The sequence below is a fragment of the Vibrio sp. ES.051 genome (assembly GCF_002563795.1).
Taxonomy (GTDB): Bacteria; Pseudomonadota; Gammaproteobacteria; order Enterobacterales; family Vibrionaceae; genus Vibrio.
This window is the reverse complement of the sequence record NZ_PDJL01000005.1, coordinates 472,104-498,237: the sequence shown is the minus strand read 5'-3', so window position 1 is coordinate 498,237 and position 26,134 is coordinate 472,104. Positions and strand designations below refer to the sequence as shown.

Here is a 26,134-nt window from a genome sequence, read left to right as displayed (position 1 = left end):
AGGAGTATTCAGTGCCATCAAATAGCAACCTTAAACTGAACCAGATTATGATGGCTACCCAACAGTCGAATAATAAACTCTCACGCTCGTACCCTGCTAATTTGTAATGAAGGTCGTCTTTGGCGTTCATCGGTATGTTGATAGAGTCAATAGCCATCGTTAAATACTTTTGCTATGTGCTAGCTGCGCGAGAGTTTACAAACGAATATTAGAGTATGACTTTAATTTCGTCATAGCTCCCCTCCCGGACATGCTTAATAAAGCTTTTCTCCCATATTCGATATAAGTCCTCCACTTTGGATGATTGGATACGCTGCCAACCAGCTTCAATAGTGAAATAGAGTTGGTGACTAAAGTCGAAATCAATATGACGTTTTATCTCTGGATACAGATTCCCTACATAAGCGAAATCAGTGATGTAAATGATCGTTACATTTACCTTATTGGTTATGTTTAGACCAACTTCAACTGGATGGGAACCGCCGTTTTCTACGCTATAGCTTTTATCACGAAAGCTGAGAGTCAAGCGCTTGCTGGTGGCTTCCCAACCATCTGAAGCAAGTAACGTTTGACAGTGTTCGCTTAATAGTTGTTGAAACTGCTTGGATACTGGTAATGAAACGGAAATGAAGTTTAGTGTTGTCATGTGAGCTTCCTAAGAAAGAAATTCATCGTCAAAGTTATTGAAGGAGGGGATATTCTGTTTTGAATTGGTAACATCGGGAGTTAACAGGCGAGGAATTAGAATGTTTACCTTGGAGAGTGTCTTGTGCATAAAAACTCCTAAAAATTAATTGGTTAAGGTATGCACGAAGGTAATATATATCTAAGTTTATTTTGTTTAGATGGGCTAGTCATAAGCGTTGTTTGTGCTAGAGATTGGTGAAGCTACAAATGTAGCTTTCTCATTGAGAAACCTTGGGAATCACTAAATTCATTGATGACCAAATAAACGATAGAAAAGGAAGAGTAGAGTGTGGCGTGCTTTACGGATTTTACAGTTAGTTTGTTCGTTAACCAGAGAGTGCTATTAGTCATTCCATTCGATTCATAGTTCGATGTGGTTAGGGTACAATGCCCATCAGTCGAGACCAGTCATTATGACGTATTTATTCATTTACGTATTTGGTAGCAAAAAATGATAACGAAAGAAGCTCAAATTGAACAAGCGCTCATAGCTAAGTTGGGCGATCTAAAGTATTCGTACCGGAAAGATATCCGAACAGAGCGAGCTCTCAAGCAGAATTTTCGTGAAAAGTTTGAGGCGTTAAACTTTGTCAGCCTAACTGATAATGAATTTGAGCGCTTGTACCAAGACATTATTACGGCTGATGTCTTTGAAGCTGCTCAAACGCTGCGTGAACGTGGCTACTTTCAGCGTGAAGATGGCACGCCACTACATTACACCTTAGTGAACATTAGAGATTGGTGTAAAAATGAGTTTGAAGTCATCAACCAGTTACGCATGAACACAGATGATAGTAATCATCGTTACGATGTCATCCTATTGATTAATGGTGTTCCGACGGTGCAGATTGAGCTGAAAGCCTACGACATTGTAACTCGTAGAGCCATGGAACAGATCGTTGATTACAAAAGCGATATTGGTAATGGCTACACCAATACGCTGATGTGCTTCATTCAAATGTTTATTGTCAGTAATGAGCACCATACTTATTACTTTGCTAACAACCGGAATGAGCATTTTAGCTTCAATGCTGATGAACGTTTTTTACCAGTTTATCAACTAGCTAATGAAAATAACCGGAAAATATCGCACTTACATGACTTTGCCGATGCTTTCTTAGCGAAGTGTACTCTTGGTCAAATGATCAGTCGCTATATGGTGTTGGTTCAATCAGAACAAAAGCTTCTGGTTATGCGTCCGTATCAAATCTACGCAGTGGAAGCTATTGTTGACTGTATCCATGAAGGGCGAGGAAATGGCTATATCTGGCACACAACAGGATCAGGTAAAACCCTAACGTCGTTTAAAGCGTCAACGTTACTTAAAGATAATCCTGATATTGAAAAGTGCTTGTTCGTGGTCGATAGGAAAGACTTGGATCGTCAAACCCGAGAAGAATTTAACAAGTTTCAAGATGGTTGTGTGGAAGAGAACACCAATACAGAAACGTTAGTTCGTCGTATGTTGTCAGAAGACTATGCGGATAAAGTCATCGTTACAACGATCCAGAAACTCGGCTTAGCGCTAGATGAGAACAGCAAGCGCAACCAGAGTAAGCTTAAAGAGGGTAAGTGTTAAATTGCATCCAGAACTGATCCACTTCACCCCCTGATTTGCACCGAAAACTGATCCACATCATCTAACCTAAATCCTGCTGAGTCTTAGCAGGAGAATATGGAGTGATTGACGTGTCATTATTAAGTGTTATTCGTCGTTGGCATTTCCGCGAAGGAATGTCGCAAAGAGAAATAGCCAGACGTACTGGACTATCCCGAAATACCGTTAAACGTTATTTGAAAGATCAAACTATCGAACCTGTTTATCCAAAGCGGCATTCATTGAGTAAACTAGACGAGTTTAAAGAATTACTGACTTCTTGGCTAAAACGAGAAATGAAGCGACCGAGAAAGCAGCGCAAAACGGTCAAAAACCTTTTTCAAGACCTCGTTCCGCTAGGCTATAGCGGCTCGTATGACAGAGTCGCTTCATTTGCACGTAAATGGCGCGAAGAACAAAAACTCGATGCGTCTAAACGAACGTATATGCCGCTAGAGTTTGCCCCTGGTGAAGCCTTTCAGTTTGATTGGGGCGAAAATTGGGCCTATATCAATGGCCATAAAACCAAGCTACAGGTCGCTCACTTCAAACTCAGTCATAGCCGCGCATTCCTCCTTCGAGCCTATTATTCTCAAAGTCATGAAATGTTATTTGATGCCCATAACCATGCCTTTCGCGTGTTCCAAGGCGTTCCAGAACGGGGGATCTACGATAATATGAAAACTGCGGTTGATGCGGTCAAAAATGGCAAAGATCGAGTAGTGAATCGTCGCTTTTTAACAATGGTTAGTCACTACTTGTTTGAAGCCGACTTCTGCAACCCAGCCGCAGGTTGGGAAAAGGGGCAGATCGAGAAGAACGTGCGGGATGTGCGTTCTATCATCTGGCAGCGCGCTCCTAAGGTGAAAACCTTAGAAGAGCTTAATCAATGGCTTGAAGCCCAATGTTTACGGGACTGGCAGTCACGTAGACACCCTCAATATCGTGATATGACCATAGAGCAAACGTGGCTAAGTGAGCGCTCCCAATTAATGAAAGTCACAGCGCCGTTTGATGGTTTTATCGAGCAAAGCAAGCGAGTCTCCTCTACCTGTTTGGTGAACTTCGACAGAAATAAATACTCCGTGCCTGCAAGTTACGCAAACCGACGAGTGAGTCTGCACGCCTACCCCGATAGTATTGTTTTGGTGGCAGAAGGTCAGCCCATAGCAGAGCACCAAAGAGTCTTTAATCCTAAACATGAGCCGCCACACATTGTTTATAACTGGCGACATTACCTGTTGGTTGCGCAACGTAAACCAGGCTCTCTGCGTAATGGCGCACCGTTTCACTTGCTCCCTGAGAGCTTTAAGCACCTGCAATCAATATTATTACAGCGTCTTGGCGGCGATAAGGAAATGGTCGAAATCTTGTCATTGGTTATTCATCACGATGAAAAGCTGGTAGAGCAAGCCATTAATATGGCACTGGAAGCAGGCACACCATCAAAACAACACGTCATAAACTGTTTAAGCCGCTTACTCAATCCTTCTCCAGTTGTACCCGTCCCCGTCTCTCAAGGGTTGCGACTGGTTACCGAGCCAACCAGTGATACGTCGCGATATGACGAATTAAGAGGAAAACGTCATGCACAATGAAGCGTTATTAAGCACATTAAAGGCACTCAAGCTTCACGGCATGGTTAGCAGTATTGTTGAACTTGCCTCTCAAAACTCTCCTGCTTATCAACAAGCTCAACCCATCCTTGAAACCTTGTTAAAAGCAGAGATAGCAGACCGTGAAGTGCGCAGTATCGCTTACCAAATGAAAGCGGCAAAGTTCCCAGTCTATCGAGACCTATACGGTTTTGACTTTAGCGAGAGTACAGTCGATGAGTATCTAATACGAGGTCTGCATCGCTGTGAGTTTATCAAAGACAGCCAAAACATCGTGCTTGTTGGTGGTCCAGGCACAGGGAAAACGCACTTAGCGACGGCGTTGGGCGTACAAGCCATACAACACCATCAAATGCGGGTCAGGTTCCTATCGACCATAGAACTCGTCAATACGCTAGAGCAGGAGAAGCAAGCGGGTCATGTGGGCCGCCTCGCTAATCGATTAGTGAGCTGCGACTTAGTCATACTAGATGAACTTGGGTATGTCCCTTTTAGCCAAGCGGGTGGGACATTGCTGTTCCATTTACTCAGTAAACTCTACGAGCGTACGAGTATCGTCATTACCACCAATCTCAACTTCACGGAATGGTCGAAAGTGTTTGGTGATGCAAAGATGACAACGGCATTGCTGGATAGGCTGACTCATCATTGTCACATCATTGAAACGGGTAACGACAGCTATCGTTTTAAGGAATCAAAAAAGAAGTCGAAGGAGAAAACCAAATAGAAACTAACGTAAAAATGTAGTCTAGAATAGACTTACTTAGGTGGATCACTTTTCAGTGCAAATGGTGGATCAGATTTAAGTGCAAATTAACAGGTAAGAAAACCTTCAAAGAGCGATTAGAGCCATTACGAGATAAGCGTATTGTTTTTATCTTTGATGAGTGTCACCGCTCTCAGTTTGGTGAAAACCATAAAGCGATTAAAGAGTTTTTCCCTGAAGCACAATTGTTTGGCTTTACAGGTACTCCTATATTCGAGAAAAACTCAACGTATACTCAAATCGATGGCAATGTGGGTTCCTTTAAAACCACTGAGAGTATCTTTGAGCAAGAGCTACACCACTATACGATTACTCATGCAATTGAAGATAAGAACGTTCTAAGCTTCCATATTGACTTTTTTGGCAAACATTCTGCGAGCAAGCAACTAGCAGACGCCAGCAATGATGAAGCTGAAGCCACGGTGACAAGAGTTACACCTCCACCACGGGCTGTCGTTCAAGAGATACTAGAGAAGCATGATGCTGTGACGAATCACCGTCGATTCAATGCCATTCTAGCAACGGCTTCTATTAATCATGCAATTGAATACTTCGAAGAGTTTAAGAGCCAGCAAGAGCTTAAAGCCTCAGAGTCTGAAGACTATGTTCCGTTGAATATTGCTTGTGTGTTTTCGCCGCCAGCACAGCTAAGTGATAAGGATAAAGAAGATTCAGATTTAAATACACTCGCTCGAAATGTGAAAGATATCCAGCAATTACAGGAAGATCTCCCACAAGAAAAAGCCGATAACGAAGTTGAACCTGAGCGTAAGAAGCAAGCACTAATCGATATTATTAATAGCTACAACCACCAGTATTCAACAAATCATACTATTAATGAATTTGACCTTTATTACCAAGACGTTCAGCAGCGGATTAAAGATCAGCAATATGACAATGCTGATTATCCACATAAAAACAAGATCGATATTGTCATCGTCGTTGATATGTTATTGACAGGTTTTGACTCCAAATACCTGAACACTTTATACGTGGATAAGAATCTAAAACACCATGGTCTTATACAAGCATTTTCACGTACTAACCGTGTATTGAATGATAGTAAGCCTTGGGGGAATATTTTAGATTTCCGAGGTCAAGAAAAAGAAGTCAATGAAGCTATTAAACTTTTCTCTGGTAAAAAAGAAGAAGGTGCTGAACAGATTTGGTTGGTAGATCCTGCGCCTGTCGTCGTTGAAAAATTTAAAGAAGCGGTCGATAAGCTAGAAGCCTTTATGCAGAGGCAAGGTTTAGCATGTGAGCCTTCAGAAGTGACCAATCTTCAAGGTGACGCGCAAAGAGCTTCTTTTATTAATCACTTTAAAGAAGTACAAAAATTTAAGAACCAACTAGAGCAATACACAGAACTGGATGATGAACAGAAAGCTCAGGTAGCAGAGACATTACCGATTGATACCTTACGTGGCTTTAAAGGAGCGTATTTAGAAACAGCCAAAGACTTGAAACGCAAGCTAGACACGAATAAAGGGGCAGGAGACTTGCCTGAAGAGGTCGAACAGCTAGAGTTTGAGTTTGTGTTGTTTGCATCCGCTTTAATTGATTATGACTACATCATGGGATTAATTGCTAAATCGACTCAGGGAGCAAGTAAGCAAAGCATGACGCGTCAGCAACTCATTGATTTAATTTGCTCGCAATCGAACTTGATGTCGGAACGTGATGAGTTAATTGCTTATATACATAGTTTACCTTCTGGTGAAGCATTGAATGTGTCACAAATTCACACTGGCTATCAAGCATTTAAAATGAAAAAGGCCACCAGCGAACTAAATGATATGGCTATAAAGCACGGTTTAACTACTGAGAGTTTGCAGGCGTTTGTTGATGGAATTATGGGACGAATGATTTTTGATGGCGAGAAGCTAGGGGAGCTGTTGGAGCCACTAGATCTTGGCTGGAAAGAACGTACGAAGAAAGAGTTAGCGCTAATGGAAGATTTGGTTCCTTACCTACATAAACTAGCCCAAGGGCGTGAAATTTCAGGGCTTGCAGCATATGAGTAAGCAATACTTTAAGAAAGGGCTGCCTCAATTGCGGTTTTTGGAATTTAAAGATGGATCTGAGTGGAATCAGAAAAAATTGTCAGACCCCAAAGTTGCTACTTTTGTTAAGGAAAAAGGAAAAGTATCCAGCCTAACGTTAGATACCTATATAAGTACTGAAAATATTTTACCTGACTATCAAGGTGTAATAACTGCCTCAAAATTACCGCCATCTGGTAGCTTTACATTATATAAAAATAATGATGTCTTAATTTCCAATATTCGTCCATACCTTAAAAAAGTCTGGCATGCAGATAAAGCTGGTGCAGCGTCCAATGATATACTGGTAATTCGTGCAGGTTCGGATGTTAACTCTTTGTATTTATTATATTTGCTGAAAAATGATAACTTCATTGATTATATGATGAGTAGCGCTAAAGGCGTAAAAATGCCGAGAGGTGATATTGAATCTATTCGAAATTACCCTGTATTTGTGCCTGAACGAGAAGAGCAAACCAAGATTGCCGAATGTTTATCTTCATTAGATGACGTGATTACTACAAATACTAAAAAATTAGATTCGTTAAAATTGCACAAAAAAGGTTTAATGCAAAAACTTTTTCCTACTGAGGGGCGGGATGTACCTGAGTTAAGGCTTATTGGATTTGATAAGAGCTGGGAAACTAAGAAATTTTCCACATACATAAAACTATTTAGAGGAAGTTCGCCGAGACCAATAAGTGAATATATAACCAAAAGTAATTGCGGAGTTAATTGGATTAAAATAGGTGATACTAGTCAGATTAGTGATTTTATAATAAGAAGCGTGTCACAAAGGATAACACCAGATGGTGCAAGTAAGTCTAGATATGTAAAAAAAGGTGAACTTATTTTAGCGAACTCTATGAGTTATGGTTCAACCTATCAACTGGATATTGATGGTTATATTTATGATGGTTGGTTTGTCCTGAGGGAATATGAGGATTTTTTTGATAAGCAGTATTTACTTCAAGTGTTAAACTCTAATTATATTCAAGATCAGTACAAGAAATTAGCTGCTGGTGGTATTGTTCAAAATATAAGTAGTGATATTGTTAATAGTGTGGTAGTGCCTAAACCTACAATTGAAGAGCAAAAAAAAATTGCTGATGTTTTAAATTCTATAGATGATTTAATTAAATTTGAATCTGTGAAAATTGAAACTCTTAAAAACTATAAGTTAGGTTTGATGCAACGTTTATTTCCTTCATTTAAGGAGTTAGCTATATGAGTTTATTAAATGTTGCTAATCAGATACAAGAGATGAAGTATCCAATAATCCTTATTTATGCTTTCAATGGTACAGGGAAAACTCAGCTATCTGTTGCTTATAAGAATATTACAAAGCAGTTAAATAATGGTGAGCATGCAGGAGTTTATTATAATGCTTACAGTGAGGATCTATTTAGGTGGGATAATGATGAAGGAAATGATGGTGTAGATGTAAAGTTGTTACTTTTACCAAGTAATCTAAATCGATTTCATAGTTTTATTTCTGATGATCCTCAGGTGATTGAAAGTAAGCTGGCGTTATATAATGCCAGATTTAAGTTTGAATTGAATCTGTTCGAAGATATTGAAAAAGGTATAGAGTCTATAAGTTTCTATACTTTGGATGATGAAGAAAAGAATAACCCTATAAAAATTTCTAGAGGTGAGGAAAGTATTTTTATATGGTGTTTTTATCTGGCACTACTTGATGTCGATGGTTGGGCTGATGAACAGGATGCTCATGTTTTTATTGATGATCCTGTATCTAGTTTAGATGAGAATAACATATTCATTACGGCAGATACTATTTTTAGTCAAATAGAATCCCACTATGAAAGAAAGAAGATAATAATAACAACTCATCATATAGGTTTGTTTTCTATTTTGGCTAATCGTTTATTTAATAGTGACAAAAGCGGGCGTTATAGAAACTTGACGACGTGCCGAATATTAAAACGGTCTGGTGACGATATAGTGTTAGAAGAAACAAAGAAAAATGTGTTTCTCTATCATTTACACTTACTCCAAGTTCTTAGTGAAGCTATAAATGATCAGCTTTATACCTATCATTTCGCATTACTTAGGCAGCTTTTAGAAAATATTTCGTCATTTCAGGGTAGTGGTAGTTCAGGACGAGTTCTAGGGAAGTTAGGATTCGAAGAAGTTGAATCATTAATGGAGCTTGTTAATACGCATTCACACAAAACACCATATTATTATCAAACTGAAATGATGAATGAAGCTGAGCAGTCTGATTTTAAAAAGATATTTAATAAGTTAATTGAAATGTATCATTTCAAATTTTAAACGGGAAAGTTATGACTCAAGAGCAATTAAATAAATTAGGTAAAACTCTGTGGGATATCGCGGACACTTTGCGTGGAGCAATGAATGCTGATGATTTCCGTGATTATATGCTTTCCTTTCTGTTTTTACGTTACTTATCCGATAACTTTGAAGCCGCAGCTAAGAAAGAGTTAGGGAAAGACTACCTTGATTTGCCTAAAGATGTACTTAGGGATCTAAAAATGTCTAACCCGTTGGAAGTGTGGTATGACGAAAACCCTGATGACATCTCATTTTTTGAAACGCAAATGCGCCGTAAATTGCATTACATTATTAAGCCTGAGCATTTATGGTCAAGTATCGCTGAAATGGCGAGAGTTCAAGATGATGAGTTGCTCAAAACGTTAGAAGAAGGATTTAAGTACATTGAAAACGAAAGTTTTAACAGTAGCTTTCAAGGCTTGTTCTCTGAGATAAACTTAAACTCAGAAAAGTTAGGGAAAAAGCCATCAGATCGCAATGCAAAGCTATGTACTATTATCCAAAAGGTTTCTGAAGGTATTGCTCAGTTTTCCACTGATACTGATATTTTAGGGGATGCTTACGAATACCTGATTGGTGAGTTTGCTGCCAACGGTGGTAAGAAAGCTGGGGAGTTTTATACACCGCAACCAATATCAACTATCCTCTCAGAAATTGTCACATTAGACAGCCAAGAACCAAAGATGGGTAAAAAGAAGAACTTAAACCGAGTATTGGACTTTACTTGTGGTTCAGGTTCTTTGTTATTGAATGTGCGTAAACATATCACGTCTGCTGGTGGTAGCATCGGTAAGATTTACGGACAAGAAAAAAATATCACTACCTATAACTTAGCTCGCATGAACATGTTGCTTCATGGAGTAAAGGATACAGAATTTGATATTTTTCATGGTGATACGTTATTTAATGACTGGGATCTACTTAATGAAAAGAACCCAGCTAAAAAGCTTAAGTTTGATGCTGTAGTCGCTAACCCACCATTTAGTTATCGATGGGAATCAGATAGAGCCGAGTTTAAAGAAGATTTTCGTTTCAAGAACCATGGTATAGCTCCTAAATCTGCTGCTGATTTTGCTTTTCTACTGCATGGTTTCCACTTTTTAAGTGACGAAGGCACGATGGCTATTATCCTGCCTCATGGTGTTTTGTTTAGAGGTGGAGCGGAACAACGCATACGCAGCAAGCTATTAAAAGATGGGCACATTGACACGGTTATTGGTCTACCTTCGAATCTGTTCTTCTCAACAGGTATCCCTGTCTGCATTCTAGTGCTCAAAAAATGTAAGAAGTATGATGATGTTTTGTTTATCAATGCTAGTGATGAAGAGAACTTCGAAAAGGGTAAGCGTCAGAATAAGCTTCGCCCAGAAGATATTCAAAAGATAGTCGATACCTATAGGTTTAGAGATCAAGAGGAACGCTATTCTCGCCGAGTTTCAATGGAAGAGATCGAGAAGAATGATTTCAACTTGAATATCTCGCGATATGTAAGTACGGCTAAAGCTGAACCTAAGGTGGATTTACACGCAGAGCATAAGAAGCTCGTTGATATTGAAAAAGATATTAATGAAGCTTTAGACAAACATAATAGCTTCCTTAAAGAACTTGGCTTGCCTCCGTTACCTAGATTGCAATAGTTTGTAATCTGTTACAGGCTGCATACACAAGTAAAGTGGTGCAGCCTTTGTTATTTATCTTTGTCGGTTAAATTTAGATAACTTTCAACTGTTTAGTTCCCGTTACAGAGAGGCTGCCTTTGGCGGCCTCTTCTATATGTCCGCTCCACCAGCTCATCATTGGTCGGCGGCGTTCAAGATAGTCAGTACGGTTATAAGCACTACGTACTTGGTTATCATCAACGTGGGCTAGTGATGCCTCGATTAAGTCACGGTCAAAGCCTTGTTCATTGAGAGTGGTGCTCGCTAGAGAGCGTAGACCGTGGCTAACTAATCTTCCTGCAAATCCCATACGTTTCAGAGCCATATTTGCAGTTTGGCTGTTACATGGTTTCTTTGGATCGCGATCTGAAGGAAAGATAAATTCACGATGGCCGCTTATCGGATTCATTACTTCTAGTAGCGCCAGCATCTGCTCTGTGAGCGGGATGCGGTGCTCTCTTCTTTTTTTCATTCTCTCGGCTGGAATAGTCCATATCTTTTCTTCCCACTCAATCTCATCCCATTTTGCGCCTGAGGTTTCAGAAGGGCGTGTCATGGTGTGTAATTGCCACTCAAGTAAGCAGCGGGTAGTGCGCTTTATATTGGCATTGGCAATCGCCCCCATAAGCTCTGGTAGTTCTGCGGGTGTCAGTGCTGCCATATGTTCTTTTTTTGGTTTTTTGAATACTTTATGAATATCTTTAAGTGGGCTGGCCGGAATAAAGCCACAGTTAGCAGCATACCCCATGACCTCATTAAGGCGCTGAATTAGTCGCTTAACGGTCTCAAGGCTGCCTTTGGCCTCTATGGGTCTGAGGAGATCTACAACTTGTGGTGCTGTAATTTGTTTAACTGGTGTATCGGATAGATAAGGAAAAATATGTAGTTCAAGAGAGCGCCAGATATCAACAGCATAGTCAGAAGTAACATTGTGTTTCTTGATTTCAAACCACTCTTTAGACACATTCAAAAATGTATGCTCATGAACTTCTATATGTTCCTGTAGTTTTTTCTTTTTGTGTTCTTGAGGATCTATGTCTTGTGCGATCAGCTCTCTTGCTTCTTGAGCACTTTTTCTCGCTTGTACAAGAGAAACATCAGGGTAGCGTCCTAAGTTGAGATTGGCGCGCTTTCTGTTTGTTGGGCGGTAGTAATTAAGTTGCCATTGTTTAGAGCCACTGGGTAGAACTCTTAATTTCAGGCCTTGTCCGTCAACGAGACTGTATTCTTTCTCTTTGGACTTCGCGTTTTTGACTTCTGTTGCTGTGAGCGGTTTCGTTTGTCTAGGCATGTTAGGAACCAAAAGTAAGGAACACAATACTAAGGTTCCTACAATGGTTACTAAAAGTCAAAGATGTAGTGAAACACCTTGAGATACTATGGGATGCTAAGTTATTGATTTTACATTGATTTAGATACAAAAAAAGACGTCCTGAGACGTCTTTAGATGTTGAATTGGTGGAGCTGGCGGGAGTTGAACCCGCGTCCGAAAACCTTTCATCATTGGTACTACATGCTTAGTCGATCTTTAATTTCGCCACCCATCTGCGAACCGACACGCTAATGAATGACTAGCCTGAATTAGAATTCGCCTTTCATCTCTCAGGCGGGAGAATCCGGGCTAGCGCGTTTGGGTTTGATCTCTCGTTATTCCCCGTCTTACGTGCGGAAGCTAGGGCGAGAGAGCTCTGAGCAGGTTATTAAGCTGCTAGTGCGTAGTTTTCGTCGTTTGCGACTATTTTTTTGCGGTTTGTTAACGAGGCCTACCGCACCTCGGCATGCACCTCAGACTTCTGAATTCCCGTCGAATCCTAAATCAGCCCCAGGTAATGTTGGCATAGTAACAGAAAAGCATTGCCTGTCCAGTACTATGCGTTTAAGTGGTCAAGATTAACGCAGTGTGCTCTTCATTACGCGTGCTTTTTCCCTTGCCCAATCTTTTTCTTTAAGATCTGTACGCTTGTCGTGTAGCTTTTTACCTTTAGCTATACCAATTTTTAGTTTCACCCAAGAGCGAGACCAGTACAGAGAGAGTGCCGTTAATGTCATTCCTTCACGGTTAACACGTCCAAATACGTTGTCTAACTCACGACGACTCATTAGTAGTTTACGCACACGAGTAGGGTTCGCCACTACGTGTGTCGATGCCTGATTTAAAGGAGTGATTGTCATGCCACTCACAAAGGCTTCACCGTCACGCATAAATACGTAACTTTCGGAAATATTGGCTTTACCTTGGCGAAGGGCTTTCACTTCCCAACCTTGGAGCTCCAAGCCAGCTTCGATTTCATCATCAATGAAATATTCGTGGCGAGCTTTTTTATTTAGCGCGATAGTGTTACTACCCGCTTTTTGCTTCGTTTTTTTCTTTGCCATAATAGACCATTATACGGATTGGATATCGGATAGGAAATCCTTTATTTGCGCAATCGTGGAATAAAAGTAAAATTGGCATGAGCTTAAGTCTGTACATGTATCGATAGGAGTATGTATGAAGCAGGTCACTCGTTCTGCATTGGTGTCTTTTAGCGCAGAACAGATGTTTAATCTGGTCAATGATATTGCTAAGTACCCTGATTTTCTGCCTGGTTGCTCAGGCTCTAGGATCATTGAGTCTTCGGGTAATGGTATGGTGGCTTCTGTCGATGTGGCGAAAGCTGGTATCAGCAAAACGTTCACCACCTCAAATGAGCTTATTCCCGGGCAAGCCATTATGATGAACTTGGTCGATGGACCGTTCAAAACGTTACGAGGTGGTTGGATTTTTACTGCACTGGATGAACAAGCCTGTAAGGTTGAATTGAAACTAGAGTTTGAATTCTCTAGTAAAATGATTGAAATGGCTTTCGGTAAAGTTTTTAACGAGCTAACCCATAATATGGTTAACGCATTTACCAAACGGGCAAAACAGGTGTACGAGTGTTATGAGTATTGAGTCGGACATGATCCACGTCGAGGTGGTTTACGCGCTTCCCCATGAACAACGCGTATTTAACTTAGTGGTGAATAATCACGCAACAGTAGAAGAGATTATTCGTCAGTCCGGTGTGCTGGAGTTGTACCCAGAAATAGATTTGTCTAAAAACAAAGTTGGCGTGTTTAGCCGTAATGTAAAGTTAGACGCTACCGTTCGTGATAGAGATCGAATCGAAATTTATCGACCATTGTTAGCCGATCCAAAAGAGATCCGTCGTAAACGTGCTGAGCAGGCAAAAGCGGCGGGGAATGCAGATCCTGTAACTGGCGGTAGGCCAAGTTCGGTGCGTAAGAGTAATTAATACAATAAATAACGGGGCACCTAGCTTGTTTGATGACACGTAAGCAATGTTGAACTTTCGAATTTATAAAGCAAATGTGCTGAGTGAAAGGAGCCTTGTTTCTGCGTTATTTTAGAACACTATTTTGATTGGCGGAAGTGCAAGAGGTATGCAAAAAAGACCTTCCAATAGGGAGGTCTTTTACAAAAATTGTTTACTGAATTTGCTCGTAAAAGGCATCACTTTTCGGAAAGTTACCACTAATATCAGCTAATGTACCCTGATCGTTGAAGTTGACGATCAGGTCTTTTTGTTCAGGCTTTCCGTGCCCAGGGGTATGATGATAGATGTAATACCAAGTGTTTGGGTAGCCATTTTCGATAAGCATTGGCGAGCCTAATACGAAGCGAACCTGTGCTTTAGTCATCCCAAACTTTAATTTATCTACCGCACTTTGTTCTACATAGTTGCCTTGGTTGATATCAATGCGATAAACCAGTTTTTCTAATACCGAACATCCTGTCAGCAATGTCATTGCTAATGGTACGGCAACTAACCACTTCTTTAATTGCATAATAATTTCTTAGTAACCTTTAAAATACTGCGCTGATAATAAACAAGCTCGACGCAGATGTAAAAAACTATGCGCCGTATGATAGGAAATCTGACAATGAATTTTGAGTTGAGTTGCATTTATTAACAGTTGTGAGCGTATGTTTGTGCACAGAAGTTATTGTCGATGAGTTTTACTGGTTTGTTGGACTACTTGCTTCTCAGTGTCTTCACTGAAGCAGCCTCAGAGCGAGTTACTGATTATGTGTCAGTAACTCGCTCTGTAAACTTGACGTTAAGCGGCGATCAGTAGCTCTTTGGCATTCGCGAGAGTTGAGTCTGTTATCTGGCTACCACCGAGTAAGCGTGCTAACTCTGCCACACGTTGTTGTTCATCTAAGGCATGCATTTGCGTTTCTGTTTGGCCCGCCTTAGTTTGCTTAGCGACAAACATTTGTTGGTGTCCATAACCTGCGACTTGAGGAAGGTGCGTCACACATAATACTTGGGTTGACTCCCCAAGTTTTCGTAGCATCTTGCCAACCACTGCTGCTGTCGGGCCACTGATCCCCACATCAACCTCATCGAAGATAAGGCTAGGAGTATCGACCTTTTGAGCTGTAATAACTTGAATGGCTAGAGAGATACGTGATAGCTCACCACCTGAGGCTACTTTTGCGATGGGCTGTAGCGGCTGACCCGGGTTGGTGGAAACCAAGAAACACACGCTATCCATACCAAGAGGAGATGGATGACCATTATCGCTGTTTACTTCGATTCTGAAGACGGCCTTTTCCATACTAAGTTCATGCATGCTTTGGGTAATGAGTTTGTTCAACTCTTTTGCATAACGGCTGCGTGATTTATGTAGTCTTTCTGCTTGGGTTAAGAAGTTTTGATATTTCTGTTCTACTTCTTGAGCCAGTTCATCCAACTTTTCATCAGAGCAATCTAACGCTTCTACTTGGGCTAGAAGATCTTGATGATGTTGATATAGTTCTTCTGGCATCACGTGATGTTTACGTGCAACAGACATTACTTTCGAAAAGCGTGTTTCTACATAGGCCATACGACTAGGATCGACATCAATACCATCTAAGTAACTACGTAATTCGTTCTTCGTTTCTTCGAGTTGGATCATTGCTTCTGAAAGCATATTTGGTAGCTCGGATAACTTTTCATCTAACTCGCCCAATTGAATTAGGGAGTGATTGGCCGATTGCAAAATACCAAGCGCATTGACTTCTTCACCTTCGTAAATCAGTTCGATGGCTTGCTGGCAGGTAGCGGCGAGCTCACCGCTATTAGATAGTCTTTTGTGTTCTTGTTCGAGCTCTGCAAATTCTTCTTCATCTAGTGATAATTCATTCAGTTCTTTGATTTTGTATTCAAGTAACTGTTTTTGCGCTTGGTTCTGCTGGCTATTTTCTTTTAGCTGCTTGAGGCTATTATCTGCTTGGCGCCAATGTTGGTAGGCGCTTCTTGTGCTTTTTAATAGGTTTAAATGTCCTGCATATTGATCGAGCATAGCCATTTGATGATCGCTTTTCATCAATTGATGGTGTGCGTGCTGCCCATGGATATTGATTAGTAGCTGCCCTAGAGATTTGAGTTGTGATAGTGGAACAGGGCTGCCATTAATGAAGGCTCTTGAGCGGCCTTCTTTTGTGATAATGCGACGCAAAATACATTCACTGCCATCAAGCAGATCGTTATCTTCTAGCCAACGCGTTGCGTTTAGATTGCTGTCCAGTAAAAAAGCAGCGCTAACTTCGGTTTTTTCTTCACCTTGTCGCACCATACCAGTATCTGCTCGTCCACCTAAGCAGAGTCCTAGTGCATCGATAGCAATGGATTTACCCGCGCCTGTTTCACCTGTAATGGTGGTCATGCCCTTAGACAGCTCGAGTTGTAAAGATTTAACAATCGCAAAATTATTAACACTTAGATGACCCAGCATTTTATTTACCTGTATAACTGAACAATACTGTATAAGATGACAGTATATACTGTTTCTTTATACAGTAAAGTCAGGTGAGAAAAATTTTCTGTATGAGGCGTTTTTTGTGATGGAGTAGGAAAAATGAGCCGGTGTGATTACAACGACTCATTAAGATTGAACAGGTTACGGACGAGTTGGGTTAATCGTTAGTGGTTCTAGTGTGACGACGGCATTCACCCCAGCTCCTGGATGATCAACGTATGATGTGTCTTGCATTAATGTGTAGTAAACGTCTACAAAGTCATCGTCGTTCGTCAGCACACCGTCAGGAAGCGTGTCGATGATCTTATTCGTGATTTGCGGAATAATCGCGTAAGCCTGAACTTCTGGATCTGGAATCGCTTTTAGCATTTCTCCAGCAACTTGAACGAGGAGTTTTGCCAATTGTTTATAGTCTGTACCGTCGTCTTGCTCCATTAGTACAATGTCTGCAGCGCCCCATCGGTAACGAGACCAGTGAATAATAATCTGATTCGGGTAGTAATCTTGATTATCGTAGTCTAAGTATGGAAGTTCCACTAAATCGAGAGTGGGTTCATCACGACTTGGGTTGACGCCTGTTACGATAGCGTAGATTTCTACCTTGCCAGAGACCCAAGGTTCTTTGTCATCTGCCAGACGGATCTTTTTAATAGTGTTGTCTGAATTGACGTTATTTCCCTAAATAACAAACGTTAGAACAATTTGCTAGACCAACCAAGCTTGTTACGTAAAACGTGGTAGTAACTGTAATCTTTTGGATGGATAAGTTTGAGCACATTTAAACTTTGATAAATATGGATTTCGTCACCAGGTGATACCGGTAATGATACTTGTCCATCGCAACTGACCTCTTGTGCACCGCGATTTTCCGGAGACACAATCAGCTTGACTCGTCGTTTTCCATCAACAACCAATGGGCGGCTTGAAAGCGTATGCGGAAACATCGGCACGAGCGAAATCGCGTTTAAACTTGGCGAAAGAATGGGACCACCACCTGAGAGTGAGTAAGCGGTTGAGCCGGTAGGCGTAGAGACAATTAAACCATCGGCACGCAGTGAGAAAGCAAAACTGTCATCAATGTAAACCTCAAATTCAATCATATGAGCTATCTGCCCCGGGTGGAGAACGGCCTCGTTTAAAGCTGCATTGTGGCTTTTTATTTGACCATGACGATGCACTTCAGCTTCAAGCAGAAAGCGTTCTTCTTCAATGTATTCTCCATCAAGTACCGCTTGCAGAGACGCTTGAAATTCGTCCGGATTTAAATCTGTCAAAAAGCCAAGGTTCCCTCGGTTAACACCTATCACGGGGACATCAAATCGTGACAAAATACGCGCTGCGCCGAGCATATTGCCATCACCGCCGACGACAATCGCAAGATCTGCGTTTTTTCCAAGCTCGACTAAGCTGGCAAATTGACTTTGCGGAATATCGTCTAAAATTGCAGCAAGGCGATCATCAATAAATACTTTGTAACCTTCTGAAGTTAGCCATTGGTACAGTTCTTTATGAGTTTGAATAGCTTGTTGATCTCTTGGTTTTCCGATAATCGCGATCACGTTACATGGATTTTTCATAGACTTTCCGCATTAAAGAGGCTTGAATCAGGAATCTTCATCCCCATAATAATGGCAAGTCACCTAAATATGCGAATTTTTATGTGGTTAAAGTCCGTAAAGTGTGCGTGGCTTTAAGAACATTATGTTGAATTCTGGAGATATCATGAGCAACGAAGAGAAAAAGATCCAAGAAGAAGAGCTAAAACAGCAAGAAACCGTTGAACAAGAAGCGGAAGCTGTCGGCACTGATGGTGATATCGAATGGAACGAAGAAGAAGTGGAACTGGACGAAACAGAAGCAAAAATTGCTCAGCTTGAAGCAGCGCTTCTTTCTAGTGAAGCGAAGGTAAAAGAACAGCAAGAGGCCGTTTTACGCTCTAAAGCTGAAGTGGAGAACATGCGTCGTCGTACCGAGCAAGAGATCGACAAAGCACGTAAGTTCGCGCTTAACAAGTTTGCGGAAGAGCTGTTGCCTGTTATTGACAACCTAGAGCGTGCAATCCAAGCGGCGGATACAGAAAATGAGACTGTTAAGCCATTCCTTGAAGGCGTAGAACTTACGCATAAAACCTTTATAGATGTTGTTGCTAAGTTTGGACTAACCGCAATTAATCCTGAAGGTGAAGCGTTCAACCCTGAGTTTCATCAAGCAATGTCTATTCAAGAAAGCCCTGATCATGAATCAAACACAGTGATGTTTGTTATGCAAAAAGGCTATGAGCTAAATGGTCGAGTGGTTCGTCCTGCGATGGTCATGGTTGCTAAATAACAATTATTAACATCCTTATATAGATAAAATGCTCGTCACAATAGTGATGGGCATTTTTTTTAACGCTTTTGGTGAGCTAATGACTGTTACTGGTATCTTTGCATTGGAGCGATCATTTTCCTTTAGCGTTTGATTGGCGAAGGTAGTGAGCCTAGCGGCGCGAAGTGATGGTAGGCATACTCCTACCTTAAACTAAGGTTTTATTGAGTCACGACAGTGAGACCAACTCCCAACAAATCAAAAAGAATGGGATTAATTCAGAAAAAAAACGCTTTTTTTTAATTCTGCCCTTGAAAAGCATTTTGCCGCCCTTATCTATGTGGCATAGAGAAGCAAACATTGATTATTTTTGTTTGTGAGCAAGGGTTGAAACCCGATTCTCCTTCCCCCACATTGGGGTTATAACCAAACGAAAATAGAATTTATTCGGAGATAGCCAGATGGGTAAAATCATTGGTATTGATTTAGGTACTACTAACTCATGTGTTGCTGTATTGGACGGCGACAAACCACGTGTAATTGAAAACGCAGAAGGTGAGCGCACCACAGCATCGGTCATTGCTTACACTGACGGAGAGACGCTAGTAGGTCAACCGGCGAAACGTCAAGCAGTCACTAACCCTGAAAATACGCTATATGCAATTAAGCGTCTGATTGGTCGTCGTTTTGAAGACGAAGAAGTACAGCGTGACATCCAAATTATGCCTTACAAAATCGTTAAGGCTGACAACGGTGATGCTTGGGTAGAAGCGAAAGGCCAAAAAATGGCGGCTCCTCAGGTTTCTGCTGAAGTTTTGAAGAAAATGAAGAAAACAGCAGAAGACTTCCTAGGTGAAGAAGTAACAGGCGCTGTTATCACAGTACCTGCTTACTTTAACGATGCTCAGCGTCAAGCAACCAAAGATGCTGGTCGTATCGCTGGCCTAGAAGTTAAACGTATCATCAACGAGCCAACAGCGGCAGCACTAGCTTACGGTCTTGATAAGAAAGGCGGCGACCGCACTATCGCGGTATACGACCTTGGTGGTGGTACATTCGATATTTCTATCATCGAAATCGATGAGGTTGAAGGTGAGAAGACGTTCGAAGTTCTAGCAACTAACGGTGACACTCACCTTGGTGGTGAAGACTTTGACAACCGTCTAATCAACTACCTAGTAGATGAGTTCAAGAAAGAGCAAGGTATCGATCTTAAAAACGATCCACTAGCAATGCAGCGTGTTAAAGAAGCAGCAGAAAAAGCGAAAATCGAGCTTTCTTCTACTTCTCAAACTGACGTAAATCTACCTTACGTTACTGCAGATGCAACGGGTCCTAAGCACATGAACATTAAAGTGACACGTGCGAAACTAGAATCTCTAGTTGAAGACCTAGTACAACGCTCTCTTGAGCCATTAAAAGTAGCTCTAGCTGACGCTGACCTATCAGTAAACGACATCACTGACGTAATCCTAGTTGGTGGTCAGACTCGTATGCCAATGGTTCAAGCGAAAGTGGCGGAGTTCTTTGGTAAAGAAGCGCGCCGTGACGTAAACCCTGATGAAGCAGTAGCTGTGGGTGCTGCAGTTCAAGCAGGTGTACTTGCTGGCGACGTTAAAGACGTACTATTGCTAGACGTAACTCCACTGTCTCTAGGTATCGAGACAATGGGTGGCGTAATGACTAAGCTAGTTGAGAAGAACACCACTATCCCAACTAAAGCGAACCAAGTTTTCTCTACTGCAGAAGACAACCAGAACGCGGTAACTATCCATGTTCTACAAGGTGAGCGTAAGCAAGCGATGTACAACAAATCTCTAGGTCAATTCAACCTAGAAGGCATCCAGCCTGCGCCACGTGGTATGCCACAAATTGAAGTAACTTTCGACCTTGATGCGGACGGTATCTTACACGTATCAGCGAAAGACAAGCAGACTGGCAAAGAGCAGAAGATCACAATCCAAGCTTCTGGCGGTCTAAGCGATGAAGACATCGAGAAAATGGTTCAAGAAGCAGAAGCTAACAAAGAAGCGGACAAGAAGTTCGAAGAGTTAGCGATTGCACGTAACCAAGCAGACCAAATGGTTCACGGCACTCGTAAGCAAGTAGAAGAAGCTGGTGAAGCTCTACCTGCAGAAGAGAAAGAGAAGATTGAAGCAGCTATTTCTGAGCTAGAAACTGCGCGTAAAGGTGAAGATAAAGAAGCTATCGACGCTAAAGTTCAAGCGCTAATGACTGCTTCTCAGAAGCTGATGGAAATCGCTCAACAACAAGCTCAAGCGCAGCAAGCAGAAGGTGCTGACGCCGGTGCACAGTCTAAAGAAGACGACGTTGTAGATGCTGAGTTCGAAGAAGTTAAAGACGACAAGAAATAAACGTTCTTAACCAGATGGCTGAAAAGCCATCTGGTGTCGATAAAACTTCTGTGTGCGGGCGTTAGGGGGGACTCTTACGCCCGTCTGTTTGTAAATGCTGTCTTTCTAGTTAAGTATGTTGCGGATAAGTGCACTTACCTAGAGCGATACAAACACTAAACGGTGAATTAATGCCGTTTGTAGTAATTAACTGGTGACGAAGAACATGTCAAAACGTGATTTTTACGAAGTATTAGGCGTAAGCCGTGATGCCTCAGAACGCGATATTAAAAAGGCGTACAAGCGTCTAGCGATGAAATTCCACCCTGACCGAAATCAGAGTGATGAGTCTGCGGCGGACAAGTTTAAAGAAGTAAAAGAAGCGTACGAAGTTCTGACCGACCCTCAAAAGAAAGCGGCGTACGACCAGTACGGTCATGCTGCTTTTGAACAAGGTGGCGGCGGTTTCGGCGGCGGCTTTGGTGGCGGCGGTGGTGCTGACTTCGGCGACATCTTTGGCGACGTATTCGGCGATATCTTCGGTGGCGGTCGTCGTGGAGGCGGAGGTCACCGTGCCCAGCGTGGTGCGGACTTGCGTTACAACATGGAATTAACGCTAGAAGAAGCGGTACGTGGTGTCACAAAAGAAGTCGAAGTACCGACCCTTGTACACTGTGATACTTGCGATGGAAGCGGTGCGAAGAAAGGCTCGTCTGCGGACATATGCGGCACTTGTCATGGTCATGGTCAAGTACAGATGCGACAAGGTTTCTTTGCTGTACAACAAACCTGTCCTACTTGTCATGGTAAGGGTAAGATCATCAAAGACCCTTGTAACGAGTGTCATGGTCAAGGCCGTAAACAGAAAACTAAAACACTTAACGTTAAAATCCCAGCGGGTGTTGACACTGGCGATCGCATTCGTCTATCTGGCGAAGGTGAAGCGGGAGAAATGGGGGCGCCAGCCGGTGACTTGTATGTACAAGTTCATGTGCGGGAACACCACATTTTTGAACGTGATGGCAACAACTTGTACTGCGAAGTGCCAGTTAGCTTTGCAATGGCGGCTTTGGGCGGTGAAGTTGAAGTGCCAACTCTAGATGGTCGCGTGAGCCTAAAAGTACCTTCAGAAACGCAAACAGGCCGTATGTTCCGTATGCGTGGTAAAGGTGTGAAGGGGGTTCGCGGTGGCGGTATCGGAGACTTAATCGTTAAGTTAGTTGTGGAAACGCCTGTGAAATTGAGCTCTCGTCAAAAAGAACTGCTAAAAGAGTTTGAAGAATCATGCGGCGGTGAGGCGGCGACACGGCATAAGCCGAAAGCTGAAGGTTTCTTCAACGGTGTGAAGAAGTTCTTCGATGATTTGACGAGCTAAGATTCAGCGAATAATTAGCTAAAAGAAATACAAAGGCCTGCAGAAATGCGGGCCTTTTTATATGTGTATTTCGAGACTTTTACTTCCAGCATGTGGCTGGTGTTTCAATATTCGTAGAGGTTAGTTTGATGCTGTTTTCCCGTGAAGGGAAGCAACCGTCTGCATCCTGTCCTAGGTCAGACTTCGCTGTCGCCTCAATCGTATAAGCCATACTTGCTGAACTGACGATAGAAAATGAAAACCTATCAGTATCAGAGTCACATAACGTACAACTGCCACCAGAAATAATATGGCTCCAGTCATATCCGTTATCATAAGACGTTTCTAACGCCAATTGAATGCGACTGAGGTCACTCAAAGCAACGGTGCGGTGAGACTTGATCACATGGCGAGTATAAGAAGGATAAGCAACCGCAGAAATGATCCCGATAATTACGACGGCGATCATTAATTCGATCAATGTCATCCCTCTTACTCTTTTTTTGTAGCTGTTACAACGAGAAATTCGAATCATCACGAGTAGTTCCCTTTTCACTTTTCCGCCTATTTTTGGCAGGTGATAGCATCAGTGCAAGATGAATTACAGCCTACTGGCTGTTTGCATAGGAATTTGGGAAATGCCTCGCGGGTTTACGTTATTGGAGCTTCTAATCACTGTTTCGGTACTGAGTATTTTATTGGTGACGGCAGCACCAAGTTTTAGCCATGTATCTCAAACCGTACAAATGCAGAGTTTGGCCACGGAGTTGGTTGGTTTTCTCAGTCAAAGTAAGTCCGAAGCAGTCATGCGCAACAAAAAACTTTATGTTCGTTTCTCCATTCCTAAAGATACCGAGGTGCAGGATGGAGCGTGGTCATTGCGGTTAATGGATACCGCTAGCGGGGCAGGGAATACCATCCTTAACCTCTCCGGTTCCGCCTATTCGGACTTATCTGTGAAACATAATTTTGCAAATAATAATATCAGTTTTGATGAAGTGCGAGGTCGGCCAAAAAGAGGAAGGATTGAGTTTTTTTCTACTGCTGATCAAAACCTAAAATTAAACGCGGTACTTTCTAACCCGCCAGGGCGAATTAAAGTGTGTAGCCAGACTGGATCTCAATTATATGATTACCCGAAATGCCCCAAGTAACCTAAATAGACGTTATCAAATCGGTAGCTCTTTGATTGAGTTAATGATCAGTTCGCTAATTGGACTGATTGTACTCGGTGTTGTGGGCTCGGTATTTATGACCTTACAGAAAAACACGAAGGAAAAAAGTTTAGAACTGAACCTATTGCAGGGGTTGAATATCACCCTAGCGGTCATGAAAGAGGATATTCAACGCGCCGGTTACGATGGTGGTAACGGTACTTCACTCAAGCTCTCTGGTGCAAGTGAGACCATTACGGTCAGCGGTGGCGCGTCTGTAGGATTTGTCTATTTCAGAGAAGGTTCAGAAGATAATAAAGATTATCGAAACATTAAGTATGAGAAACGAGGCTCTCGGCTTTTTATCTGTGAAAACGGCGTAGTGTCTCAAGCTCAAATACTAGCTTATGATGGCGTGGATTTTTGTCGCTCTTTATTTGATGAAGAAATTTTTCGGGTAACAAAGTTTGATGTGAGCACAAGAATGATAACTAATGGTGGTAATAGTAGCACCGTTACAGACGTAAAACTGGGCTTACGAACCATAGATGGCGGATTGAGTGAAGTTGCAAAGTTTTCAATTAAGCAGAGGAATTGGCAATGATGTGTGAAACTAATCGTTCTGGTTATATCACTTTGCTTGTAACCTCAATATTACTATTGCTCACACTGATTGTTTCACTGGCTGCGTCGAAGGGCGTGTTTTTCCAAATTAAGATAGCGCAAAACGAGCTTAAAGCGCGCCAAGCACATTGGAAAGCGGAGGGCGGTTTGGAGTGTGCTTACTCACAGATAAAAAGTGAAATCTTAACGTTACCTCTTTCTGGTGCGGTCTCGTTAACCGGGTGCACGCCGGCAGTGTCGATAGAGAAGGTGAGTAATTCAGATTTTATAGTGAAGTCGAAACAAGCCGATACGCAGTTAAAAAAGGTGATGTTTGCCCCAAACACAGGGTTGGGGGCGGTGCTTAAAACCAGTGCATCGGTGGAACTGACCGGTTCGATGCACTTTGTTCCTCAAGCGGACGGCCCTGTATCAGAAAGTGAGTGCACCTCAATTGTATCAGGAGGCAGCGTTAACTATGTATCCAGTACGAGTGGTACGGACGAGCATTTTCTAAGTGTGGATAGCACGTTAATTAGCCACTCAACTGTTCCTTCAACGCCTACTTTTACGTGTAAAGATTCGCATCGCTCGAATTTATTTGACTCGGCGAAAACGCCAAAATACCTAGAAGATGTAACGCCTACTCCAGTCTCAATAAAAGGCAAAGACATTCAAGAAAATGTGACCGACATATCGGCGTTTTACGACTTATTTAATCAGGAGTTTAACGCGTCAAATGTGGCGAAATTAAGAAATGAGATCCAGACAGACCCTGTGGGTATTGTGCTTGATACGGATAAAACAGCGAAAGGGTGGATAAAGTCTTGTCATACGAAGTTAGACAACGCCTATAAAGCTGGCAAGCGACGCTTCTGGATTGACGGTAGCTGTGCAATCACGGGAAATATATTCGGAGATAGCACTCAGAGCGAAGAGAATGCGGTTCAGCTTATTGTGTATGATGGGCTGTTATATATTAAGGCTATGTCATATTTTGATGGCCTCCTCTATCAATACGTAGCAAAGACATTTGGGGCAAAAGAAGCGTGGCTTGATCTTTTTGATTCTCAGTCAACTATTGGTGTCAACCCTACTAGCTTCCATAAACACGATGTAGAAAGTAATAGCGCTTACAACAAATATCCGTTTTTACTAGATGGCTCGCTGCATTTAGACGGCGGTTTGGGATTAGACGTGCAAGACAGAACGATAAAACTCAATGGTTCACTGATCCCTGCTTATAACGGCGGCAAGATTGGTAAGCATATTACGAAAATAGAATGGCAGCGGGGCTCTTGGAATGATCTCTAAACAAAAAGGTTTCAATCTGCTTGAGGTATTAATCGCTTTTCTGCTCCTTGGGGTGGGCGCGTTAGGGCTAACCAAGTTAAATGTCTACCTAGAGCGTGAATCCGACTATGCCATTCAAAGTATTGAAGCGCTGCGTCTTGCAGAAAACCAATTGGAATGGTTTCGTACTCGCGGGGCGTCTGATGCTCTCTCAACCATTTCTACGGCCAGCTTTGCTTCTATTGTAACAGGATCTTCTGTTGCCGGTGCGTATACCGTGGAGTGGGATGTGCCGCCAGCGACTGTCTCCGGTTCGCTCAAAACGATTACGGTTACCACAAGCTGGGAAGATAGAATGGGACAGGCACAATCCGTGAAGCTACAAACGATGATTTCGCAGTACAGCGAATTCGATAATTAAGCGGATGAAGTAAAGACAAACCTAATTTTTGATGAGACTTCTTGTATCTTAAATGTGATTTCGTCTCATTTAACTCCGTTAATGGATGGTTTTTGAGCTGTTAAAGTGAATGATGGGCAACTGTTTTTATTATGTTTAGTTGGGATGGTGTTTTTGCAAAATATGTCTCC

23 protein-coding genes, 1 other RNA gene and 1 pseudogene are annotated in these 26,134 nt (G+C 42.0%); 16 read left to right on the top strand and 9 right to left on the bottom strand.

Annotated elements, in window-relative coordinates:
* Nucleotides 1–208: 208 nt before the first annotated feature.
* Nucleotides 209–646, bottom strand: coding sequence for a DUF2787 family protein (locus ATG66_RS16510; protein ID WP_098416323.1), 438 nt, complete (start codon nucleotides 644–646; stop codon nucleotides 209–211).
* Nucleotides 647–1,138: 492 nt separating this feature from the next.
* On the opposite strand from ATG66_RS16510, the gene ATG66_RS16505 reads away from it, so the two are divergent.
* The 7 genes from ATG66_RS16505 (at nucleotide 1,139) to ATG66_RS16475 (ending at nucleotide 10,664) form a co-directional block, all read left to right on the top strand.
* Nucleotides 1,139–2,266, top strand: coding sequence for a type I restriction endonuclease (locus ATG66_RS16505; RefSeq protein ID WP_257145762.1), 1,128 nt, complete (start codon nucleotides 1,139–1,141; stop codon nucleotides 2,264–2,266).
* A gap of 101 nt (nucleotides 2,267–2,367) precedes the next feature.
* Entirely contained in the window at nucleotides 2,368–3,882 is a 1,515-nt protein-coding gene (gene istA / locus ATG66_RS16500) for an IS21 family transposase (protein WP_143699666.1), read from the top strand.
* Nucleotides 3,872–4,627 (top strand): IS21-like element helper ATPase IstB, encoded by a 756-nt coding sequence (istB, locus tag ATG66_RS16495; protein WP_098413846.1) that lies wholly within the window; start codon nucleotides 3,872–3,874, stop codon nucleotides 4,625–4,627. Before istA ends, istB begins: the two co-directional genes overlap by 11 nt.
* A 26-nt stretch (nucleotides 4,628–4,653) precedes the next feature.
* Nucleotides 4,654–6,690 (top strand): type I restriction endonuclease subunit R, EcoR124 family, encoded by a 2,037-nt coding sequence (locus ATG66_RS16490; RefSeq protein ID WP_306471570.1) that lies wholly within the window; start codon nucleotides 4,654–4,656, stop codon nucleotides 6,688–6,690.
* Entirely contained in the window at nucleotides 6,683–7,939 is a 1,257-nt protein-coding gene (locus tag ATG66_RS16485) for a restriction endonuclease subunit S (RefSeq protein WP_098416322.1), read from the top strand. Before ATG66_RS16490 ends, ATG66_RS16485 begins: the two co-directional genes overlap by 8 nt.
* Nucleotides 7,936–9,006, top strand: coding sequence for an AAA family ATPase (locus ATG66_RS16480; RefSeq protein WP_098416321.1), 1,071 nt, complete (start codon nucleotides 7,936–7,938; stop codon nucleotides 9,004–9,006). Before ATG66_RS16485 ends, ATG66_RS16480 begins: the two co-directional genes overlap by 4 nt.
* 11 nt (nucleotides 9,007–9,017) lie before the next feature.
* Nucleotides 9,018–10,664: a type I restriction-modification system subunit M gene (locus tag ATG66_RS16475; RefSeq protein WP_098416320.1), complete on the top strand. Its 1,647-nt coding sequence runs from the start codon at nucleotides 9,018–9,020 to the stop codon at nucleotides 10,662–10,664.
* 73 nt (nucleotides 10,665–10,737) lie between these two features.
* On the opposite strand, the gene ATG66_RS16470 is transcribed toward ATG66_RS16475, so the two are convergent.
* The 3 genes from ATG66_RS16470 to smpB form a co-directional block, all read right to left on the bottom strand.
* Nucleotides 10,738–11,976 (bottom strand): integrase domain-containing protein, encoded by a 1,239-nt coding sequence (locus tag ATG66_RS16470; RefSeq protein WP_098416319.1) that lies wholly within the window; start codon nucleotides 11,974–11,976, stop codon nucleotides 10,738–10,740.
* 165 nt (nucleotides 11,977–12,141) lie between these two features.
* Nucleotides 12,142–12,509: a transfer-messenger RNA gene (gene ssrA / locus ATG66_RS16465) on the bottom strand.
* A 66-nt stretch (nucleotides 12,510–12,575) separates the two neighbouring features.
* Nucleotides 12,576–13,061, bottom strand: coding sequence for an SsrA-binding protein SmpB (gene smpB / locus ATG66_RS16460; RefSeq protein ID WP_098416318.1), 486 nt, complete (start codon nucleotides 13,059–13,061; stop codon nucleotides 12,576–12,578).
* A gap of 115 nt (nucleotides 13,062–13,176) precedes the next feature.
* Between smpB and ATG66_RS16455 the strand changes: the two genes are divergently transcribed.
* The gene (locus ATG66_RS16455) at nucleotides 13,177–13,620 is read left to right on the top strand and encodes an SRPBCC family protein (protein ID WP_098416317.1); all 444 of its coding nucleotides are present in this window, start codon (nucleotides 13,177–13,179) and stop codon (nucleotides 13,618–13,620) included.
* On the top strand, nucleotides 13,610–13,963 hold the full coding sequence (locus tag ATG66_RS16450) for an RnfH family protein (protein ID WP_098416316.1): 354 nt from the start codon (nucleotides 13,610–13,612) through the stop codon (nucleotides 13,961–13,963). The genes ATG66_RS16455 and ATG66_RS16450 overlap by 11 nt, the downstream gene beginning before the upstream one ends.
* A 193-nt stretch (nucleotides 13,964–14,156) precedes the next feature.
* On the opposite strand, the gene bamE is transcribed toward ATG66_RS16450, so the two are convergent.
* From bamE to nadK, 4 genes and pseudogenes are all read right to left on the bottom strand, one after another.
* Nucleotides 14,157–14,516, bottom strand: coding sequence for an outer membrane protein assembly factor BamE (gene bamE, locus ATG66_RS16445; protein ID WP_098416315.1), 360 nt, complete (start codon nucleotides 14,514–14,516; stop codon nucleotides 14,157–14,159).
* 273 nt (nucleotides 14,517–14,789) lie between these two features.
* Nucleotides 14,790–16,454 (bottom strand): DNA repair protein RecN, encoded by a 1,665-nt coding sequence (gene recN / locus ATG66_RS16440; RefSeq protein WP_098416314.1) that lies wholly within the window; start codon nucleotides 16,452–16,454, stop codon nucleotides 14,790–14,792.
* A 165-nt stretch (nucleotides 16,455–16,619) separates the two neighbouring features.
* Nucleotides 16,620–17,129, bottom strand: a pseudogene (locus ATG66_RS16435) (DUF3103 family protein); the annotation flags it as partial.
* Between the two features lie 41 nt (nucleotides 17,130–17,170).
* Entirely contained in the window at nucleotides 17,171–18,055 is an 885-nt protein-coding gene (nadK, locus tag ATG66_RS16430) for an NAD(+) kinase (RefSeq protein ID WP_098416313.1), read from the bottom strand.
* A gap of 145 nt (nucleotides 18,056–18,200) precedes the next feature.
* Here nadK and grpE point away from each other — a divergent pair, with 145 nt between their 5' ends.
* From grpE to dnaJ, 3 genes are all read left to right on the top strand, one after another.
* Nucleotides 18,201–18,806 carry a nucleotide exchange factor GrpE gene (grpE, locus tag ATG66_RS16425; RefSeq protein WP_098416440.1) on the top strand — a complete coding sequence of 202 codons (606 nt, stop codon included), beginning with the start codon at nucleotides 18,201–18,203 and terminating at the stop codon, nucleotides 18,804–18,806.
* 440 nt (nucleotides 18,807–19,246) lie between these two features.
* Entirely contained in the window at nucleotides 19,247–21,160 is a 1,914-nt protein-coding gene (gene dnaK, locus ATG66_RS16420; RefSeq protein WP_098416312.1) for a molecular chaperone DnaK, read from the top strand.
* 205 nt (nucleotides 21,161–21,365) lie between these two features.
* Complete coding sequence (gene dnaJ, locus ATG66_RS16415) at nucleotides 21,366–22,514, top strand: molecular chaperone DnaJ (protein ID WP_098416311.1); 1,149 nt, start codon at nucleotides 21,366–21,368, stop codon at nucleotides 22,512–22,514.
* Between the two features lie 79 nt (nucleotides 22,515–22,593).
* Here dnaJ and ATG66_RS16410 read toward each other — a convergent pair whose 3' ends face one another.
* On the bottom strand, nucleotides 22,594–23,028 hold the full coding sequence (locus ATG66_RS16410) for a type IV pilin protein (RefSeq protein ID WP_098416310.1): 435 nt from the start codon (nucleotides 23,026–23,028) through the stop codon (nucleotides 22,594–22,596).
* A gap of 103 nt (nucleotides 23,029–23,131) precedes the next feature.
* On the opposite strand from ATG66_RS16410, the gene ATG66_RS16405 reads away from it, so the two are divergent.
* Genes ATG66_RS16405 through ATG66_RS16390 form a run of 4 tightly spaced genes read left to right on the top strand, consistent with a single transcriptional unit; the run spans nucleotide 23,132 to nucleotide 25,964 of the window.
* Nucleotides 23,132–23,647, top strand: a complete 516-nt coding sequence (locus ATG66_RS16405; RefSeq protein WP_098416309.1) for a pilus assembly FimT family protein — start codon at nucleotides 23,132–23,134, stop codon at nucleotides 23,645–23,647.
* Nucleotides 23,622–24,251 carry a PilW family protein gene (locus tag ATG66_RS16400; RefSeq protein ID WP_098416308.1) on the top strand — a complete coding sequence of 210 codons (630 nt, stop codon included), beginning with the start codon at nucleotides 23,622–23,624 and terminating at the stop codon, nucleotides 24,249–24,251. Before ATG66_RS16405 ends, ATG66_RS16400 begins: the two co-directional genes overlap by 26 nt.
* Complete coding sequence (locus ATG66_RS16395; RefSeq protein WP_257145761.1) at nucleotides 24,248–25,564, top strand: hypothetical protein; 1,317 nt, start codon at nucleotides 24,248–24,250, stop codon at nucleotides 25,562–25,564. The genes ATG66_RS16400 and ATG66_RS16395 overlap by 4 nt, the downstream gene beginning before the upstream one ends.
* On the top strand, nucleotides 25,554–25,964 hold the full coding sequence (locus ATG66_RS16390; protein ID WP_098416307.1) for a type IV pilus modification PilV family protein: 411 nt from the start codon (nucleotides 25,554–25,556) through the stop codon (nucleotides 25,962–25,964). The genes ATG66_RS16395 and ATG66_RS16390 overlap by 11 nt, the downstream gene beginning before the upstream one ends.
* Nucleotides 25,965–26,134 lie beyond the last annotated feature (170 nt).